This window comes from Nonomuraea sp. NPDC003709, assembly GCF_040610775.1.
Taxonomy (GTDB): Bacteria; Actinomycetota; Actinomycetes; order Streptosporangiales; family Streptosporangiaceae; genus Nonomuraea; species Nonomuraea angiospora_A.
Genome location: NZ_JBEXMW010000011.1, coordinates 61,269 through 78,831, shown reverse-complemented (window position 1 = coordinate 78,831; position 17,563 = coordinate 61,269). Strand labels below are relative to the sequence as shown.

Annotated in this window: 15 protein-coding genes; 8 read left to right on the top strand and 7 right to left on the bottom strand. The window is 68.5% G+C overall.

The genetic code is table 11. From position 1 onward, the window contains the following. Positions 1 to 63: 63 nt before the first annotated feature. Complete coding sequence (locus ABZX61_RS31035) at positions 64 to 588, top strand: hypothetical protein (RefSeq protein ID WP_355199686.1); 525 nt, start codon at positions 64 to 66, stop codon at positions 586 to 588. Between the two features lie 623 nt (positions 589 to 1,211). On the opposite strand, the gene ABZX61_RS31030 is transcribed toward ABZX61_RS31035, so the two are convergent. Next, positions 1,212 to 2,117, bottom strand: coding sequence for a TNT domain-containing protein (locus ABZX61_RS31030; RefSeq protein ID WP_355199685.1), 906 nt, complete (start codon positions 2,115 to 2,117; stop codon positions 1,212 to 1,214). A 629-nt stretch (positions 2,118 to 2,746) separates the two neighbouring features. Between ABZX61_RS31030 and ABZX61_RS31025 the strand changes: the two genes are divergently transcribed. Then, positions 2,747 to 3,184 carry a hypothetical protein gene (locus tag ABZX61_RS31025; protein WP_355199684.1) on the top strand — a complete coding sequence of 146 codons (438 nt, stop codon included), beginning with the start codon at positions 2,747 to 2,749 and terminating at the stop codon, positions 3,182 to 3,184. A gap of 282 nt (positions 3,185 to 3,466) precedes the next feature. Here the strand turns inward: ABZX61_RS31025 and ABZX61_RS31020 are convergent, their stop codons facing one another. Together ABZX61_RS31020 and ABZX61_RS31015 are read right to left on the bottom strand one after the other, a co-directional pair. Further along, on the bottom strand, positions 3,467 to 4,531 hold the full coding sequence (locus ABZX61_RS31020; protein WP_355199683.1) for an LLM class flavin-dependent oxidoreductase: 1,065 nt from the start codon (positions 4,529 to 4,531) through the stop codon (positions 3,467 to 3,469). A 405-nt stretch (positions 4,532 to 4,936) separates the two neighbouring features. After that, positions 4,937 to 5,578: a response regulator transcription factor gene (locus tag ABZX61_RS31015; protein WP_350735980.1), complete on the bottom strand. Its 642-nt coding sequence runs from the start codon at positions 5,576 to 5,578 to the stop codon at positions 4,937 to 4,939. A gap of 564 nt (positions 5,579 to 6,142) precedes the next feature. On the opposite strand from ABZX61_RS31015, the gene ABZX61_RS31010 reads away from it, so the two are divergent. Further along, entirely contained in the window at positions 6,143 to 7,843 is a 1,701-nt protein-coding gene (locus tag ABZX61_RS31010; RefSeq protein ID WP_355199682.1) for a GAF domain-containing protein, read from the top strand. Positions 7,844 to 7,845: 2 nt separating this feature from the next. Here the strand turns inward: ABZX61_RS31010 and ABZX61_RS31005 are convergent, their stop codons facing one another. Further along, complete coding sequence (locus ABZX61_RS31005) at positions 7,846 to 8,823, bottom strand: WYL domain-containing protein (protein ID WP_355199681.1); 978 nt, start codon at positions 8,821 to 8,823, stop codon at positions 7,846 to 7,848. Between the two features lie 65 nt (positions 8,824 to 8,888). Between ABZX61_RS31005 and ABZX61_RS31000 the strand changes: the two genes are divergently transcribed. After that, positions 8,889 to 10,358 (top strand): MFS transporter, encoded by a 1,470-nt coding sequence (locus ABZX61_RS31000; RefSeq protein ID WP_355199680.1) that lies wholly within the window; start codon positions 8,889 to 8,891, stop codon positions 10,356 to 10,358. Positions 10,359 to 10,414: 56 nt separating this feature from the next. On the opposite strand, the gene ABZX61_RS30995 is transcribed toward ABZX61_RS31000, so the two are convergent. The 3 genes from ABZX61_RS30995 to ABZX61_RS30985 form a co-directional block, all read right to left on the bottom strand. Then, on the bottom strand, positions 10,415 to 11,269 hold the full coding sequence (locus ABZX61_RS30995; protein WP_355199679.1) for a hypothetical protein: 855 nt from the start codon (positions 11,267 to 11,269) through the stop codon (positions 10,415 to 10,417). A 144-nt stretch (positions 11,270 to 11,413) separates the two neighbouring features. Continuing rightward, positions 11,414 to 11,761, bottom strand: a complete 348-nt coding sequence (locus ABZX61_RS30990) for an STAS domain-containing protein (protein WP_350735967.1) — start codon at positions 11,759 to 11,761, stop codon at positions 11,414 to 11,416. Positions 11,762 to 11,990: 229 nt separating this feature from the next. Further along, a complete protein-coding gene (locus ABZX61_RS30985; RefSeq protein ID WP_355199678.1) occupies positions 11,991 to 13,130 on the bottom strand; it encodes an enolase C-terminal domain-like protein in 1,140 nt (379 codons plus the stop codon). Positions 13,131 to 13,319: 189 nt separating this feature from the next. Between ABZX61_RS30985 and ABZX61_RS30980 the strand changes: the two genes are divergently transcribed. The 4 genes from ABZX61_RS30980 (at position 13,320) to ABZX61_RS30965 (ending at position 17,538) form a co-directional block, all read left to right on the top strand. Next, positions 13,320 to 14,387 carry a GntR family transcriptional regulator gene (locus ABZX61_RS30980; protein ID WP_355199677.1) on the top strand — a complete coding sequence of 356 codons (1,068 nt, stop codon included), beginning with the start codon at positions 13,320 to 13,322 and terminating at the stop codon, positions 14,385 to 14,387. Between the two features lie 64 nt (positions 14,388 to 14,451). After that, positions 14,452 to 15,774, top strand: a complete 1,323-nt coding sequence (locus tag ABZX61_RS30975) for a sugar ABC transporter substrate-binding protein (protein WP_355199676.1) — start codon at positions 14,452 to 14,454, stop codon at positions 15,772 to 15,774. A 35-nt stretch (positions 15,775 to 15,809) separates the two neighbouring features. Further along, positions 15,810 to 16,700 (top strand): sugar ABC transporter permease, encoded by an 891-nt coding sequence (locus tag ABZX61_RS30970; protein ID WP_355199675.1) that lies wholly within the window; start codon positions 15,810 to 15,812, stop codon positions 16,698 to 16,700. Beyond that, positions 16,693 to 17,538, top strand: coding sequence for a carbohydrate ABC transporter permease (locus ABZX61_RS30965; RefSeq protein ID WP_355199674.1), 846 nt, complete (start codon positions 16,693 to 16,695; stop codon positions 17,536 to 17,538). The genes ABZX61_RS30970 and ABZX61_RS30965 overlap by 8 nt, the downstream gene beginning before the upstream one ends. The last annotated feature ends 25 nt before the right edge of the window (positions 17,539 to 17,563 follow it).

Genomic DNA, 17,563 nt, shown 5'->3' with positions numbered 1-17,563 from the left:
AGGCGAAAACGGTGTGCTTGGGATGTGACAAGGACGACCGATCCCCACCGAAAGGGGGCCGTCATGAACACCACCGTCAACAGGCCCGGCACGGACACCGGCACCGCCACCACCCGCCGTCCCGTCGACTACGTCTGGGCGATCGCCCGGATCTCGATCGGCTGGATCTTCCTGTGGGCGTTCCTGGACAAGACCTTCGGCTGGGGATTAGCCACCCCGGCCGCCCGCGCCTGGATCTCCGGCGGCAGCCCGACGACCGGGTTCCTCAAGGGCACCGGCGAGAACGCGCTGGGCGGCTTCTTCGGCTCGCTGGCCGGGCTGGCGTGGGTGGACTGGCTGTTCATGGCCGGTCTGCTGGGCATCGGCCTGGCGCTGGTCCTGGGCGTCGGCACCAGGATCGCCGCGGTCGCCGGAGGCCTGATGCTGGCTCTGATGTGGGCGGCCGAGCTGCCCCTGGCCAACAACCCGTTCATGGACGAGCACATCGTCTACGCGATCGTCCTGGCCGGCCTCGCCCTCGCCGACGCGGGAACCACCCTCGGACTCGGCAACCTCCCCATCGTCCGGCACAACCCCTACCTCAAGTAGCCGGCGACCTCCACGCCCACCCCTCGGAAGGGGTGGGCGTCGCGCGTCGCGGAGCCCGATGGTCTCGCGCCTTCCCGCCGGACGTGAGCTGGAGATGCGGGTACGAGGACCAGGGAAAGGGTGGCGACGAACAGAGCGGTCGTCGTGGAGTCGATGGTTCGCGGACCGGGTGGTCGGCGCTCGCCTGGGCCGCCGACGACGCCGGACGCAGGCGCTGGAGCACGCACCGGCGCAGGCGGTCGTCCGCCGGGCGCGCCTTCGCGTCCTGCACGGCAGGCGATCTCCGCTCACGGCTCCGAACCCGGCCGGGTTACGGGCCGTTGCCCGTTGACGAGGTCGCTGAGATCGGGCAGCACTTGGTGCTCTGGCGGGAGCAATACCCGGACATCGAGCTGATCGAGTCGATCGTCGATGAGCACCCCGTTCTGGCCCTGGCGGCGGCGCGCCGGGTTGCCCGCGGAGGCGGGGCTGGGTCCGGCCACCTTCTACGCGGACCTTGCCGTCCCGCAGGTCGCGGCCTCCGGGCTGCGCCGTCGCTCGCCTTCAGTGAGAGGTGCCAATCGCGCTGAAGGCGAGCGCTGCCGGTGCCTGTCCGGCCTCAGCGGACAGGAGAGCTTTTCCCGTCACGTTTTTCCGGCGGTTGTTCGGCTCAGCTGCTGCCCGCCGGCCGTGTCGCTCGTGGTCCGATGGCTGATGGCGGTGGTCTGGTTGCTTACCGTGCCGTTTTTGGTGATGGGAGAGCCGGTCCTGAGGTCGGTCAGGATGACCGGCTCGATCTCTTCCAGATAACCGTTCTGCAGCAACCAGCTGATCGGGACTTCTTCGCTTGTCTGAGGAGCTTCGGGAATGTATTTGCTGAGCACGTGATATTGCGTGCCGCCGCCTGGCTGCTCGAAAGCGGGCGCCGCCGGGCCCACGTCGACGCGGAACGACTTGAGCACCCGGAACGCATGATAATTGCACAGGTGCTCGGGATCCTGCGGGTTGGTGTTGAGATTCCGCGGTGGCAACGCGCGCCTGGTGTACAGGTCGCCCAGTGGCGCCAAGAATGACCCGGTGTAGCCGCCGAAACGGTCGAGTCTCATGCCAGGCTGGAGAAACGTCGTCTTGAGCAGCAGTCTGCCGTTGGGATAATCGCCGGAACGGGCGAATCCGGAGTCGGGCGGGAAACGATAGTTGTTCACGACGTAGTCCCAGTAGCGTCCGAGGAAATGCTGGGGACTCAGACCGCCCAACGGCACGTAGCCGCGCAGGAGGTTACTGATATAGCCGGTCTGGGGCAGGAGCTTCGGTCCCAGATCCGGGTCGCCGGTTACGTACGGTGATCCGCATACCTGGCCGCTGCTCTGCGTGCTCCCGTTTTCGGTCTCGCTTTTGTCCGGAGGCGCCGTGGGGCGGAAGGCCATGGGTTGGACGAGCTGGGTTGCTGATGGGGCGGCGTTGTCGGCATGCGCGGTCACGCCGCTTTGGGTGTCGGCCAGCGCGCATATCGCGGCAGCCAGTACGGCGCTTCGTCGATGAAATCGCATAATTTATCCGTTGGTTGCACTTGGGAAGTGAAAAAATAGATCACCGGCGGTGATCGGGTTCTACATTCCCAGTGCCGCCTGAGGCGCATCTTCGGCGTTATAAGGAAAAGGTAAAGATGTTGCGACAAAAGTGGTAAGGATTGTCATTCATTGAATTTATTGCGCATGTTGGTCTTTGTCGGATATGTGCCGATCTCGCGACGCCGTCGTGGGGGAGTTTGGCGGTCGAGATGGCGAAGGCGATCATGCCTAGGCGGTCGCGGTTGTTCATCGGGTGGGCGCCGGGGGCGAATGGCCCAACGGTGCGGGCGGTTGTCGCTGCCGATCGACTTGGTCGCCAGGGCGGGTCGGCCTGTTCCTCGGCGAGGTCGCACTTAGGTGGATATCTAGGAAGGCCGACGTGTGGCCGGGCGGCACGTTGGCGCAGATCGCGGCCAGGTAGGCGAAGTAGAGCCATCAAGCGGCGCGGCTCGGCCCACTTGGCCACGAGCAGTTGATCTACACTGTAAAGGGGTGCGCGATGTGGTCCCCCGTGATGTGGCCACGCGGGGGTCACGCACCGACGTGGCCGTACCATGCGCCGACGGTGGACCTCAGGATGCGAGAAGCCGAAGGAGGCGCGGACGACGATGACCTGGTGGACGATGGTCCGGTTCCTGCACGTGTTGTCCGCGGCGTTGTGGGTCGGCGGGCAGCTCACGGTGTCGCTGGTGGTGCTGCCCCTGGCCCGTCGCCTGCTGGAGGATCAACCGCGGGCCGAGGTGCTGACCGCGGTCGGCCGCCGCTTCGGGATCATCACCGTGGCCGCGTTCTTGCCGGTCCAAATCGGCACCGGCGTCGCGCTCGCCTGGCACAAGGGCGTCACCTGGTCCTCGCTCACCGATCCCGGTTATGGCCGGATCCTGGCCGCCAAGCTGCTGCTCTTCTGCGCGGTCATGGCGGCCGCCGGTCTCCACGGCTGGGCCTCAAGCGCGGCCCGTCCCCGGCTGGCGCGGACCATGGCAGTGGCCTCACTGGTGGGGTCGCTCGGTGTCGTCCTGCTGGCCACCGCCCTGCCCGCGAGCTGAGCCGCACCTCGTGACCGCATAGGGGACAGGACGGGTCACGCACTCGGTCCGGACTCGCCAGTCGGCCCTGCGGACCGTTCTACCGACCGCCGCAGCGGCTCTGTCCTCGCTGTCAGTGCTCAGCGGCGCCCGCCGCCCGCTCTGCCGATGTCCCTTCCGGATGAGGTTGGCGGGAGGACACGTGCTGGCCTGCGGCCCGTCATGTTGATCCGAACGGGTTCGGCTGAAGGTCATTCAGGTCTTGTTGTCGGTGAACCGCGGGCGCACGGCCGGCGGGTCCGCTCAGGTAAGGAGTTTCGCGAGCTGGGCCATCTCTGTTGGTGGGTCGATCACCGGCTGGATGAGCAGTTCGTCGATGCCGGCCTGTTCCAGGGTGGTGATGCGGGCGCGGAGGTCGTTGTGGGTGCCGACCAAGGCCAGGGTGTCCATCAGTGAGGGCAGGATCAGGTCCCGGTCCTCCGGTGCGATGCGTTCGAGGTAGTTGGGGTAGAGCTTGGTGTGCCGGTCGGGTGCGGTGGCAGTGGTGCCGCGCCGGTCGAGGAGTCGCCGCACCGCCTCGCGTTCCTCGGGGCCGAGTTGGTCGGCGAAAGCGTGTGCGTCGGCGGCGGTGTCGGCGGCGAAGGCCAGCAGCGACAGGACGATGTGGCCCGTTGCGTCCCGGGCCGCGTCGCCGCGGGGGTCCTCGTCCTCGTCGAGCATGTGCAGCGCGGTGACCACGTAGGAGTCCATGCGGGAGTCGGGGTTGCGTGGCGTTTCGTGAGCGGCGTGGCGGCGGGCGTCGTGAAGTGCCTGCCAGGCGGTGGGGTCCAGCAGGCCGAAGGAGATCAGGCCGGTGCCGCGGCGGCCGGCGACGGCGGCGGCCTTCGGTCCTAGCGCGGCCACGACGAACTCGATCGGGTCGGCCGTGTTCGCGTGCGCCCCGGTGTGCAGGAATCGGACGTTGCGGACTCGGTCGCCTTCGCGGTACTCGATGGTGCGTCCGGCGCACAGGTTCTGCAGTGCGGTGGTGAAGTTCTCCATCGTGGCTGCTGTGGTCGGCCGCATGCCCAGGGTGCGCCGGGCGGTGTTTCCGGTGCCGATCCCGCAGATGATCCGGCCTGGTGCCAGGGCGTTGAGGCTGGCGAACGCGCTCGCGGCGGCCGGGGCCGAGCGCAGCGCCGGTGAGGTCACGCCGATGCCGAGCCTGATGCGGCTGGTGGCCTTCGCGCACAGTGCCAGGGCGATGAAGGGGTCGCCGTGGACCATCGGGGTGTCGTTGAGCCAGAAACTGTGCAGGCCCAACTCCTCGGCCTGTACAGCGAGGTCCTCCACACCGGGGTGTGCGGTGACCACGACGCCTGCACGCATCAAACCTCCAAGGCGCAAAGAAACGAACGTACTCAGCCTGACACCAGATGGTGGATCGAGCACGTCGAGGTCGATTGGACAGTCGGCACCGAGCGGTTGCGGGTGCCGTTCAGCGACATCGAAGGCGGAACGCGACAACTCAACCTGAACATCGACAAAAGGTTCAACTGCCACCGACAGCCGAACCGATGGCGCTCGCCGATCCGAACCGAGGTGACGACACAGAACCTCGAGGGTACGCCCGCCGCCGTTACGTGTGAGCAGGCCAAGGGCGCGCCACTCGGCAGTCATGGGACTGTTCGACACCGCCACCGCTGTGTCGGCCCGGCCATCGGCGGCCCGTAGAACGGCATCCGCTGCGGCCAGGCGGGCGTGACTGACGTCTGCTCAGGCACGCTGAAGTGATCATTCTGGCTTGTAGGCCCGCAGGCGGGCGGACAGGGCGGCGGCCTGGGTGCGGCGTTGCATGTTGAGCTTGGCCAGCAGGTTGGAGACGTAGTTCTTGACCGTCTTCTCGGCCAGGAACAGTCGTTCGCCGATCTGCCGGTTGGTCAGGCCTTCGCCGATCAGGTCGAGGATGTGGCGTTCCTGTTCCGTCAGCGCGGCGAGGGGGTCCTTGCGGGCGGCCTGGTCGCGCAGGCGTTGCAGCATGGCGGCGGTGGTCTGCGGGTCGAGCAGGGACTGTCCCGAAGCGACCGTGCGTACGGCGCCGACCAGGTCGGAGCCGTGGATCTGCTTGAGCACGTAGCCGGACGCCCCGGCCATCACCGCGTCGAACAGCGCATCATCGTCGGCGAACGACGTCAGCATCAGGCACGCCAGCCCGGGCACCCGGGAACGGACCTCTCGGCACACGTCTACGCCGTTGCCATCCGGTAACCGCACGTCCAGCACCGCGACGTCGGGCTTGAGCGCGGGGATGCGGGCGATGGCCGACTCGGCCGAGCCGGCCTCTCCAATGACCTCGATGTCGTCCTCGGAGTCCAGCAAGGCGGCGACCCCACGCCGTACGACCTCATGGTCGTCAAGGAGAAACACACGAATCATGCGTCCGACGCTAGTCACACGATCCACGATCACAAAGAGGCCAAAGTCCCTATCCGGGCGCACCCGAGGCGCTCGATCGTCGGGGGGTGACGCACTCCATGCCGCGATGGGCGTACGCGATCGGCCGCTACACCGAAGGGGGCGGCCCAGCACCCGCTTCCGGGCTGGGCCGGTCACGTAGGCGACCTCCTCACGGGCTCATCGCGCTGCGGCGGCGGAAGTCCGGAGAAGAAGCGTCAAGAAGGGACGTCGGACCCTGTTCCTGGCCTCGCCCGTACAGCAGGCTATCGCGGTGAACTACAGGACGACAGGCGGTCTGCTGGTCCCTGCCACTGTCCCCGGGTGGGGGCGTGCGGCGCCTGGGCTCGTCATCGTCGCGCGGGTCCTGGCGGCTGGCGACGACGACGGCGACCGGCCGCTCGACGCCGCTCTCGTCCATGATCCGGGTGGCCCTGACGTCGGAGGCCGGACTCCGTTTCCCCGTGGCGCCGCTTTTCAAGGCGGCCTGGAGACCCCGGGAACGGAGGGTAGGAAGCGTTTTTGTGGGATGCCAGACTGATCGATATGGAAAGCGAGCACCGTCCGTTGATGCCGCACATGCGGCTCGATGAGCTGCTGGCCGAGCTGCAGGTAAGGCTCAACGCCGTGCTGGCCACCCGGGATCGGGTGCACGCGCTGCTCGAGGCCGTCGTGTCCGTGGGCAGCGACCTCGACCTGGAAACGGTGCTGCGGCGCATCGTGGAGACCGCGACCAAGCTGGTCGACGCCGCCTACGGCGCGCTCGGCGTGGTGGGCCAGGAGAACACCCTCATCCAGTTCATCCCGGTCGGGCTGAGCGAGGAGGAGATCGCTCGTATCGAGCACTGGCCGCATGGGCTCGGCCTGCTCGGGTTACTGATCAAGGACGCCCGGCCGCTGCGGCTGCGCCGCATCGCGGATCACCCGGAGTCGTACGGCTTCCCGGCCGGCCACCCGCCGATGGGCACCTTCCTCGGTGTCCCCGTACGGGTGCGTGACGAGGTGTTCGGCAACCTCTACCTGACCGAGAAGCGCGGCGGTGGCGAGTTCGACGAGGAGGACGAGGCGATCGTGATCGCGCTGGCCACCGCGGCCGGCGTCGCCGTCGAGAACGCCCGCCTGTACGAGGAGTCGCGGCGGCGCGAGACCTGGCTGCAGGCCTCTTCGGAGGTGACCACGAGCCTGCTGTCCGGCGCTGAGCCGGGTCAGGTGCTCGCCGTGGTGGCCGCCCGCGCCCGCCAGATGAGTGACGCCGACCTGGTCCAGGTGCTGCTGCCGGACCCGGCCGGCGACTCGCTGCGTGCGCAGGTCGTGGAAGGAGAGGGCGCCGAGGAAGTGCTGGGAACCGCCTTCGGGATGTCGGCCACGCTCGCCGGCGACGTGTTCGCCCAGGGGGAGCCGCTGACCGACGCGGACCTGCAGAGCGCTCCCTACCTGGACTCGCCGCTGCGGCGGCTGGGTTACGGCCCCGGGCTCATGATCCCGCTCGGCGCCCCGCCGAAGGTGCGCGGCGTGCTCGCGCTGGCCAAGCGGGACGGGCGGCTGCCGTTCAGCGCCGCGGACCGGCAGATGCTGCATGCCTTCGCGGGCCAGGCGGCGATCGCGCTGGAGCTGGCCGAGGCGCGCCGGGACGCGGAGCGGCTCGGCCTGCTGGAGGACCGCGACCGGATCGCCAAGGACCTGCACGACGTGGTGATCCAGCGGTTGTTCGCGACCGCGATGACGTTCATGAGCACGGTGCGGCTGGTGGACCATCCGGAGGCGGCCAAACGGCTGCAGCGCGGCATCGACGAGCTGGACGAGACGATCAGGCAGATCCGCTCGTCCATCTTCGCCCTCCAGGTCTCCCACGACCAGGCCGCGCCCAGCCTGCGGGGACAGATCGTGGACCTGGTGGAGGGCGCCGGAAGCCATCTGGGGTTCATGCCGGGCCTGCGGATGGAAGGTCAGGTCGACACGCTGGTGCCCGAAGGCGTCGCCGAGCAGCTGCTGGCCGTCCTGCGCGAGGCCCTGTCCAATGTCGTACGCCACTCCCACGCCACCCGCGCCGACGTCTCGGCCGAGGTGTCGAGAGACGGCGTCACCCTCGTGGTCTCCGACAACGGCGTCGGCCTGGGCGAGGGCGGACGCCGAAGCGGCCTGCGCAACATCGAGGAACGGGCAGGCCGCCTGGGCGGCGCCGCCGAGCTGGAGAGCCCGGGCCCGGACGGGAAAGGCACGCGGCTACGCTGGCAGGTCCCTCTGTGAGATCACTGGTGTCGGTCGGGTCGGATCGCCTTGGTTATGCGGGTGCGCACGGAGCGCAGGGCCTGCCTGAGTTCGGCCGGTTCGATGCCGGTGATGTCGGCGTCGAAGGTGAGGAGCAGTCCTGCCAGTCCTGGCCATGACCATGCGCCGAGGGTGAGCCGGCACGTGGTTTCGGTGACGTACCCGACCGTTGATCCGCCGGGGGCGAATCGGGCGACGGTGGAGGCGGGCAGGGCGAGGATGGCTGAGCCGCGGCATGGCCATTCGGCGGCGGCGTCTCCGCGGTCGTGTGCGGTCATGACGAAGGCGACGGGATCGCCGTGCGGGATGTCACGCCGGTCGAAGGGGATGTGCGTGGGCATGTGTGGTTCGATGCGATCCATGCGCATCGCGCGCCATCGGTCCGCATCCGGGTCGAAGGCGACCAGGTACCAGCGTGCGGCCCAGACCACGAGGTCGTGCGGCTCCAGCGTGATCGTGACGGGTTCGCCGTCACCGGTGTAGTCCACGCGAACGAGGTGTTGCCGGTTGATCGCGCTGCCGACGGCGCGGACGATCTCGGCGTCGATCGGTGGCGCGGGAAACTCCCAGTAGTTGCGGGCCGTAAGGACGGTGAACGCTTCGGCGTGCACGCGGCTGCGCGCGGGCATCGCCTGGTGCAGCGTGGCCAGAGCACGGACAGCGTTCTCGCGGATGCCCGAGAGGACCGTCGGCACGGTCTGGAGCGCGACGGCCGTGGCGACGGCCTGGTCCTCATCGAACACGACCGGCGGCAGGCGGGTAGCACGACCGAGCCGATATCCGCCACCCGCTCCGCGGACGGCCTCGATCTCGTACCCGAGATCCCGGAGCGTATCGATATCGCGACGCACGGTTCTCACAGACGTTCCGAGCCGGGTGGCGAGCTCCTCGGCGGTCAGGGTCGCACCGATCCCGAAGATGGACAGCAGCTTGAGCGTCCGCGCGGAGGTGGCAGCCATGATTGTCCGATTCTCCCACCGATAGCGGTCACTCGATGGCAACTATGCCCGCCATGGTGACCGGCATGACCGATTCACCGAGCCCCCGAGAGGGCACCCTCACCACTGAGGCATCTCCGACGGGCGCGACCATGGCGCTGTTGGTGGTGCTCTTCGGTTCCTTCATGGACCTTCTCGACGCGACGATCGTCACCGTCGCGGCCCCGGCGATAGCCCAAGACCTGGGCGCCGGCGACGCCCAGATCCAGTGGACGATCGCCGCCTACATCCTCGCCCTGGGCGCGGGCCTGATCACCGGGGGACGGCTCGGTGATCAGTACGGCCGAAAGCGGCTGTTCATGATCGGGCTGGCCGGGTTCATGGTCACCTCGGCGCTGTGCGCGCTGGCCGTCGATCCGGGGATGCTCATCGGCATGCGGGCCGGGCAGGGACTGACCGCCGGGATCATGGTCCCGCAGGTGTTCGGGATCATCCGGGCGTCATTCGCTCCGGGCGAGCGCGCCAAGGCGTTCGGCGCCTACGGAGCGGTCCAGGGCCTCGCCTCGGTCGCCGGCCCGCTGCTGGGCGGGCTGCTCGTCGACATCGACCTGTTCAACCTGGGCTGGCGCACGATCTTCTGGATCAACGTGCCCGTCTCGATCCTGGCGCTCATCATCGGTGCGAAGGTCCTGCCGGAGTCCCGTTCCGCCTCGACCGCGCGACCGGACCTCCCCGGCGCGCTCCTCGCGGCCACGGGCATCCTTCTCCTGCTGCTGCCGATCATCCAGACCGAGACATGGGGATGGACCTGGGCCGGCTCCGCCCTCCTCGCAGCCGGAATCATCGTGCTCGCGATCTTCCTCGCCCACGAGCGCCGCCTCACCAAACGCGGGGACGAACCCGTCTTCGACCCGGCCCTGCTGAGAATCCGCGCCTTCGCAGTCGGCCTGAGCGCTTCGGTGCTCTTCTTCGGCGGCATCGGGTCGTACTTCCTCACTCTCTCGGTCTACCTCCAGAACGGAACCGGCCGAACCGCATGGGAGACCGGCCTGGTGATCCTCCCGTACGCGCTCGGCTCGATCATCACCTCCGGCCTCGGCGTCGCTCTCGCCGCCAAGGCGGGCAGAACGCTCCTGATCGCCGGCTCGCTCACCATCGCGGCCTCTCAGCTCGTCCTGTGGTACATCGTCAAGGACGGCAACGATCCCGGATACTGGCTCCTCGCCCTCGCGCTCTTCATCGGTGGCCTCGGGCTCGGTCTCGCCGCACCCATTCTCGTCAACGTCGTCCTCGCCGGCGTCCCCGGACGCAACGCGGGCGCCGCGGGCGGGGTGCTCTCCACCGTCAACCAGATCGGCGGCGCCGTCGGCATCGCCGTGCTCGGCACGATCTTCTTCACGTCCGTCACCGGTTCAGCCACCGGAGCACCGGTGCTGCCCGACTACGGTCACGCGCTCAGCATCGTCCTGATCGCCTCCGCCGCGCTTTACCTGATCACGGCGCTCGTGATGCTGGCACTCCCGAAAGCCCCGCACTCCTCTGCCGGACCGAGGTGACCCAAACGCCCGGTCATGGACGCGGACGGCGGCAGCCCAGGCCGCATGACAACCGGTTACACCCGGGCGAGCTGGGCGGCCGTGATGGGACGCAGGCTGTCGAGGAGCGCGAACAGCTCCTGAGGGGTCATGGCCATGCCGGAGGCCTGGACCAGAGCGCTCCCGTGCCGGGCGAACGCCGCGACCTCCCCGCTCGAGTCCTCACGAATCCACCGGTCACCCTCTGACGGGGTGCAGGAGACGCCGTCTGTGCCCCATATGAGGACAGGGAAAGGCGAGCCGCACGCGGTCTTCGGCGTGGCGGCCGTGGCAGGACGGAGGAAAACCTGGACCTCCGTCCGGTCCGGGCGCGTGTACTCGAGCAGGATCGCCGTCCCGTCCTCCTCGCCGGTCCACAGCTCGGCTCGCATGATGGAGTAGCCCGGCATCTCCGGCGCGAGCAGCGGGATGCCCGACCGCCGGAAGGCCAGGGCCTCCTGCCAGTCGTTCAGCGGATCCCGTACCTGGCCCGCGATCACGTGCACCGACAACAGCACGCCGGTGACCGTGATCGCGACCCACCGGTCACGGGCCCACCAGGCTGCCGCCACGTACCCGAGCACCCCGGCGACGACCCACACCCCAGTGGTCCACATCTCGTCGAAGCCGAAGAGGTAGAAGTCGGGGATGACCTGCATCAGCGCCGATCCCAGCACGGGCGTCGCGATCGGCCCGGCGACCGCCACGGCACCCCAGCGCGGCATCCGCAGCAGTGCCGCGCCCGCCGCACCGATCGGGAAAGGAACCAAGAGCATCAGCGCACTGTTCAGCATCGTGCCGAGCTCGTGCTCCTGTGCGATCGTATCGGCGTAGATCAAGGCCACGACCGCCCCGACCATGAGCCCTATCACTGCGCCTTTCAGCGATCTCATAGCGCAGCATCCCACCACGAAACGTGGACAACCCGCAGCCGCGCCTGCTGGGGCACTGTGGGACTGGGCTCACGACGCTGCGGCCTCGATCGCGTCACCTGACGCGCACTCGCACGGTGGGCGAGCCGCTTGTCACACAGGTGATCAGGTCAGGATGGAGAATCGTTGATCAAGATCGAAGATCCTGAGGAGGCGGAAGACGCGATCGGGAACATGGGACAGATGCAGCTGTCCGCCGACGTCTCGGGCCTTGGTATCGGCCCGGATGAGCGCTGTGAGTCCTGACGCGTCCATGAACGACACGTCGCCCAGGTCGACCTCGGTGGTCGAAGTCGGGCCGTTCATCGTGCCGAAGAGCAGCTCCTGCAGAGGCAGCGCGGCGGCCAGGTCGACCTCTCCACTGACCATGATCTTCGCGGCGCCGTTCACCGCCTGCTCGGAAAGTTGAAAGTGTTCCATATATACGCCTGGACTGGCATGTTTCCCGTTCATATCCGCCTCCAGCCGGATCCCCCTCGCTCCATGCTGTCGGGGCTCCGGCGGCCGCAGTAGGGCCGAAAGTCCCGGTCCTTGTCCTCCGATGGTCCTCTGGGATGGCGGCTGACCAGGGCGGATGTGGACGACGAAGAGATCGTGGGCGATCCGGCCCGCACTCACTGCCGATCATCAGGGGCGGGACGGGTACGGGAGACGAGGCAGCGTGCGGATGGTCGCGTACGGCCTATGACCAAGCCGGTTGAGGGACGGCCAGGGCCCGGACCGCGTCCTCGTCGACCTCCACGCCCAGGCCGGGACCGGAGGGTACGTGAGCGGTGCCGTCGCTGATCACGACGTCTGGACCGCGTACGTAAGGTGATCGGACGAACTGGGGGCCGTTGAGGTCGGCCGGGTGGGTGATGCCGAACGCCGCGAACAGATGGAGGGAGGCCGCCAGGCCCAGGGCGGAGTCCGTGAGACCGGAGCCGACGAGACCGATGCCGCTGTCCTCGGCCAGAGAGCAGAGGCGGCGGGAAAGTAGGAGGCCGCCGGTTCGCTGGACCTTGGCCACGGCCAGGTCGAGGGCGCCGAGACGGATGAAGGTGGCCAGGTCGGACGGGTGGACCAGGCTTTCGTCGAGGGCGATCGGGATCGGGCTCCGGTCGCGCAGCCGGCTCAGGCCGATCGGGTCGTTGGCCCGGAGCGGCTGTTCGAGCAGGCTGACCGCCAGCGGCTCGATGCGGCGTGCCAGGCGGAGAGCCTGGTCGAGGGTGTAGGCCTGGTTGGCGTCGATCCAGAGCGGCGCGTCGGGCGCGCGGGCGCGGACCGCCGCCACGCGTTCGGCGTCGTGTTCGAGCGAAGAGATGCCCACCTTCGTCTTGAACGCCTGATATCCGGCCGCCAGGCCCTCTTCCGTCTCCTTGGCCGCCGTTTCGGGGTCGGCGCCCGACACGATCCAGGCCAGGGGGATCTCGTCAACCCGGCGCTGGCCCCAGAGCTCGCCGATGGAGACGCCCAGGGCCTGGCCGACGAGATCATGCAGGGCCACGTCGACCGCCGCCTTGGCCAACGGGGCACCGAGGGTGTATCCGGGACTGATGGCCCGCTCGAAGCGGCGGATCGCGCCGTCGAGGTCCCAGACCGGATGGCCGACCAGGGCGGGGGCCAGGTATCCGCGGATGGTCGAGACGATGCTCTCCGTCGTCTCGTAGGTCCAGGTCGGGGCCGGAGTGGCTTCGCCCCACCCGGCCAGGCCGTCCGCGCCGACGCGGACCAGGACGCGGGCATGCGCGCCGCCCGCGCGGGTGACGGTGCCACCGGAGATCTTGAAGTCGCGGAGCGCGGGCAGGTGCAGGACGAAGCATTCGACCGAATCCACGGTCATTCTCGGGCCAGGCACTTTCCTCCTTCGAAAAGGAATGAATTCATTCCATGAAGTCGCACTTCAGACAGGGTTGATAGGCAGGAGGAAATCACGAAATAAACGGCTGGACAACTCTTGACCGTCTCTTTCTGCTCAGGCATGATTCCGGCCATGACACCGCCGATCGGATCAAATTCATTCTCTCAGGGAATGAAATCGGAAAAGGTGGCGGCCGCACTGCGGGAGCGGATCGCCGACGAGGGCTGGTCCGTCGGCAGCCGGCTGCCGACGGAGCGGGAGCTGGCCGCGACCTTCGGCGTCGGGGTCAACACCGTCCGGCGGGCGGTGGGGATCCTCGTGGACGAAGGCGTCGTGGTGCGGCGGCAGGGTTCGGGCACCTACGTGGCGAGCCGGCCCGCGCCGACGGGCCGCAGGCTCATCGGCGTGCTCGTCCCCTCGACCTCGTACTACTACCCGCGGGTCATCGAAGGCATCGAGCGGGCGCTGACCGCGGCCGGCGCCGGAGTCATTCTCGCCAGCTCCGAGAATCAACCCGGCCTGGAGCACGCCCAGACCCGCAGGCTTCTCGACAGCGGAGTCGAGGGGCTCATCCTCGTGCCGAACCTGAACGTCATGGACGACCCTCAGGCGCACATCGAGACCCTGCGCAAACTGCCCGTCCCGTACGTGCTGGTCGAACGCCGTCCGACGGTGCTGGAGCCGGACGACCCGACCTCCTACGTCGTCACCAACCATGTGGGCGGCGTCCACGCCGCGGTCCGGCACCTGGTCGGGCTCGGCCACTCCAGGATCGGCTTCGTCGGGCGGGTCAGAACGGGGACGGCCGACGTCGTCACCGATGGATTCGAGCGCGCGATCCGGGCCTTGGGCGTCGAACGGGTCGCCGAGGCGGTCGTCAGGCGCACGGAGTGGCCGGCCGAGGAACTGTTCGCCTTCGCCCGGGACTGCCGCGACCACCGCGTGAGCGCCGTGTTCTGCCATGGCGACCGCGACGCCGCGTCGCTCGTCGTCCAGGCGCGCAGGCTCGGCCTGCGGGTGCCGGAGGACCTGGCGCTCGTCGCCTACGACGATGACGTCGTCGACCTCACCGACCCTCCGCTCACCGCGGTGGCCCCGCCGAAGCCGGAGGTCGGAGCGCTGGCCGCGGAGCTGCTCCTGCGCCGCATCGACGACCCCGCCGCCCCGGCCCACCGGATCGAACTGCAGCCCCGGCTGGTCGTGCGAGGGTCCTGCGGCGGGACCCCCACGACTCCTTAGCCACCCAGAACGACCTTTTCGTCGCCTCAGACGACGCGTCACCCCACGGAGAGCAGGTACCCCCATGCCTGAAAGAGAACGTTCCAGAATCGCCGCGCTCGGGACGGCCCTGATCCTGACCCTGGCCACAACCGCGGCCTGCGGCGGAGGCGGCGACGAGACGGCCGGCGGCAAGGTCGCCCTGACGCTCGGCTACTACGCCGAGGTCGGCGGCCCCGCGGACGGCCTGATGCGCAAGCTGGTCGACCAGTTCACCAAGGCCAACCCCGGCATCGAGGTGAAGATCGAGTCCGCCGACTACGACCAGTTCTACAAGCGCCTGCGCACCCAGCTCGCCGGCGGCCGGGCGCCCGACGTATGGCTGTCCGATGGCGTCCTCGTCCAGGAGTTCAGCGGCCGTAACAGCCTGCGCGACCTCACCGCGTACGCCTCCGACATCAACCCCGCCGACTACTACGGCATCGACATCATCAAGAAGGGCGACCCGCGGGGACGCCTGTTCGGCTTCCCGCAGGGCGCCCAGTCCACCGCGCTGTTCTACAACAAGGCGATCTTCGCCAAGGCCGGGGTGGAGCCGCCGACCGCGGACTGGACCTACGACGACCTCCTCGCCGCGGCCAAGAAGCTCACCCGGGACACCAACGGCGACGGCAAGACCGACATCTACGGCTTCCGCGCCTACTCGCCCAGTTTCGTGGAGAGCTGGTGGCCGATGGTCAAGGCCTTCGGCGGTGACGTCCTCGCCGACGACGGGAGGATCGCGATCGACAGCCCGCAGAGCCGCGATGCCCTCACCTGGATGAACAGGGCGATGCATGAGGAGAAGGTCGCCCCCGACCCGGTGACGACCGAGGCCCTGGGCAAGTCCCAGATCCTGTTCCCGAGCGGCATCGTGGCGATGCAGTTCGGCATCTACGCCCGGATCCAGACCGCGGCCCAGGGCAAGATCGACATGGGGGTCGTACCGCTGCCGAAGGGGCCGAACGGGCAGCGCGGCGACCTCGCCAACATCAACTCCTGGGTGGTCAACCGCGCCTCGTCCGAGCCCAAGGCCGCGGCCGCCTGGAAGTGGATCAAGTTCTTCGCCGGCGAGGGGCCGCAGGCCGCGTGGATGTCCACCGGCGAGGCCATCCCGATCAACAAGAAGGTCGCGCAGACCCCGGCGTTCCTCAACCCCGGCACGCCTCCCACCGACCGCAAGCCCTTCACCGACGCCCTCGCGGACGCCGATGACATCGGCCTGAGCCCGGTGTGGAGCGAGTACACCGCCGCGATCACCAAACAGGTCACCAGCGCGCTGTCGAAGCAGACCGGGATCGAGGACGCGCTGAAGACCGCGCAGACCGACGCCCAGGCTGTCGTCGACCGGTTCAAGCCGGCCGGATGACCCGGCACATCAAGGAACGGGAAGGGGGGCGAGAAGTGACGATCACGACCGGATCCGGAAAGGTCGCCGAGAGGCTGTGGGCGAGCCTGTTCGCCTCCCCCTACCTGGCCCACCTCGTCCTGCTCACGGCCTGGCCCGTGCTGGCCCTGAGCTATCTCAGCTTCACCGACTACGACACCGTCTCCCCGCCGAACTGGATCGGCCTGGACAACTACGCCAGGCTGCTGAAGGACGAGCACTTCTGGAACAGCCTGCTCAACACGGGCCTGTTCGCCCTCCTGTACGTGCCGGCGCAGACGGTCCTGGCGCTGGTTCTGGCCGCCGGCCTCAACCAGCGGTTGACGTTCATGCCGTTGCTGCGCGGCGCCTATTTCGTCCCGGTCGTCTCGTCCTGGGTGGTCGTCGCCTACGTCGCCGACGCGGTGTTCAACCCGCGCACCGGTTCGGCCAACACCGTCCTCGGCTGGTTCGGCGTCGACCCGCAGAACTGGCTCGACAGCCCCGCGCTGGTCATCCCGACCCTCGCCCTGGTGGCGGTCTGGAAGGGCGTCGGCTACATGATGGTGCTCTTCCTGGCCGGGCTGCAGTCCATTCCGAAGTCGCTGTACGAGGCCGCCGAGATGGACGGCGCCGGGCCCGTCCGCCGCTTCCGGCACATCACCGTGCCGGCCGTGTCCGGGACGACGTTCCTGGTCCTGGTGCTGTCGACGATCTCGGTCCTTCAGGCCTTCGAGCAGGTCTACGTCATGACGGGCGGCGGGCCGGGCGATGCCAGCGAGGTGACCGTCCTGTACATGTACCGGCAGGGCTTCGAGTACTTCCAGATGGGCTATGCGGCCGCCGTCGCCTGGGTGCTGTTCGGCATCACCCTCGTCCTCACCCTCGTCCAGCTCTGGCTGCAGCGGAAGTGGGTGCATTATGCCTAGCCGCGCTCTCCAGCGCCGGGTGCGGCCCGGCCGCCTGCTGGCCTACGTGTTCGTCGTCTCCGGCGCCGCGATCATGCTGCTGCCGTTCGTGACGTCCCTGTTCAACTCGCTCAAGTCCTACGCCGACTTCATCGCCATCCCGCCGACGCTGCTGCCCGACCCGCCGGTCTGGTCGAACTACACCGACGTGTGGGCCCGGGCCCCATTCGCGTCGTACGCGATCAACAGCTTCGTCATCGCGGGACTGGCGACGGCCGGGGCCGTGATCAGCAGTGCGATGGTCGGGCACGCGATGGCCCGCATGCGCCTGCCGCTGCGCAACGCCCTGCTGACCGCCGCGCTCGCCACGCTCATGCTGCCGACGGTGGTGACGATCATCCCGACGTTCATCATGTTCCGCGAATTCGGCTGGCTGGACACCTTCCTGCCGCTGATCGTCCCGTTCTGGCTCGCCACCCCCTTCGGGATCTTCCTGATGCGCCAGGCGTTCCTGGCCATCCCCACCGACTTCATGGAGGCCGCCGCCCTCGACGGCGCCGGCCTCTGGAAGATCTTCACCCGGATCCACCTGCCGCTGGTCAAGCCGTCCCTGGCGACGCTCGCCGTCTTCACCTTCATGACGTCCTGGGGCGCGGTCCTCGAACCGACGGTCTACCTGATCTCCCCGGAGAAGCTGACCCTCCCCATCGGGGTGATGGGCCTGCGCGGTCAGTTCGTCGGCAACGACCAACTGGTGACCGCCGGAGCCCTGATGTCGCTCGTCCCGATCCTCGTGGTCTTCGTCGTCGCCCAGCGCTACTTCGTGCGCGGCGCGGCGGCCTCCGGCCTCAAGGGCTGACCTCTCCCAAGCCAAGGAGTTGTTT

Excerpts from the sequence above, each read along its gene's own strand:
- ABZX61_RS30980 (WP_355199677.1), top strand. The coding sequence starts at position 13,320 with ATGAAATCGGAAAAGGTGGCGGCCGCACTGCGGGAGCGGATCGCCGAC.
- ABZX61_RS30985 (WP_355199678.1), bottom strand. The coding sequence starts at position 13,130 with ATGACCGTGGATTCGGTCGAATGCTTCGTCCTGCACCTGCCCGCGCTC.
- ABZX61_RS30995 (WP_355199679.1), bottom strand. The coding sequence starts at position 11,269 with ATGAGATCGCTGAAAGGCGCAGTGATAGGGCTCATGGTCGGGGCGGTC.
- ABZX61_RS31005 (WP_355199681.1), bottom strand. The coding sequence starts at position 8,823 with ATGGCTGCCACCTCCGCGCGGACGCTCAAGCTGCTGTCCATCTTCGGG.
- ABZX61_RS30965 (WP_355199674.1), top strand. The coding sequence starts at position 16,693 with ATGCCTAGCCGCGCTCTCCAGCGCCGGGTGCGGCCCGGCCGCCTGCTG.
- ABZX61_RS31010 (WP_355199682.1), top strand. The coding sequence starts at position 6,143 with ATGGAAAGCGAGCACCGTCCGTTGATGCCGCACATGCGGCTCGATGAG.
- ABZX61_RS31030 (WP_355199685.1), bottom strand. The coding sequence starts at position 2,117 with ATGCGATTTCATCGACGAAGCGCCGTACTGGCTGCCGCGATATGCGCG.
- ABZX61_RS30975 (WP_355199676.1), top strand. The coding sequence starts at position 14,452 with ATGCCTGAAAGAGAACGTTCCAGAATCGCCGCGCTCGGGACGGCCCTG.
- ABZX61_RS31020 (WP_355199683.1), bottom strand. The coding sequence starts at position 4,531 with ATGCGTGCAGGCGTCGTGGTCACCGCACACCCCGGTGTGGAGGACCTC.
- ABZX61_RS31025 (WP_355199684.1), top strand. The coding sequence starts at position 2,747 with ATGACCTGGTGGACGATGGTCCGGTTCCTGCACGTGTTGTCCGCGGCG.
- ABZX61_RS31000 (WP_355199680.1), top strand. The coding sequence starts at position 8,889 with ATGACCGATTCACCGAGCCCCCGAGAGGGCACCCTCACCACTGAGGCA.
- ABZX61_RS31015 (WP_350735980.1), bottom strand. The coding sequence starts at position 5,578 with ATGATTCGTGTGTTTCTCCTTGACGACCATGAGGTCGTACGGCGTGGG.
- ABZX61_RS30990 (WP_350735967.1), bottom strand. The coding sequence starts at position 11,761 with ATGAACGGGAAACATGCCAGTCCAGGCGTATATATGGAACACTTTCAA.
- ABZX61_RS31035 (WP_355199686.1), top strand. The coding sequence starts at position 64 with ATGAACACCACCGTCAACAGGCCCGGCACGGACACCGGCACCGCCACC.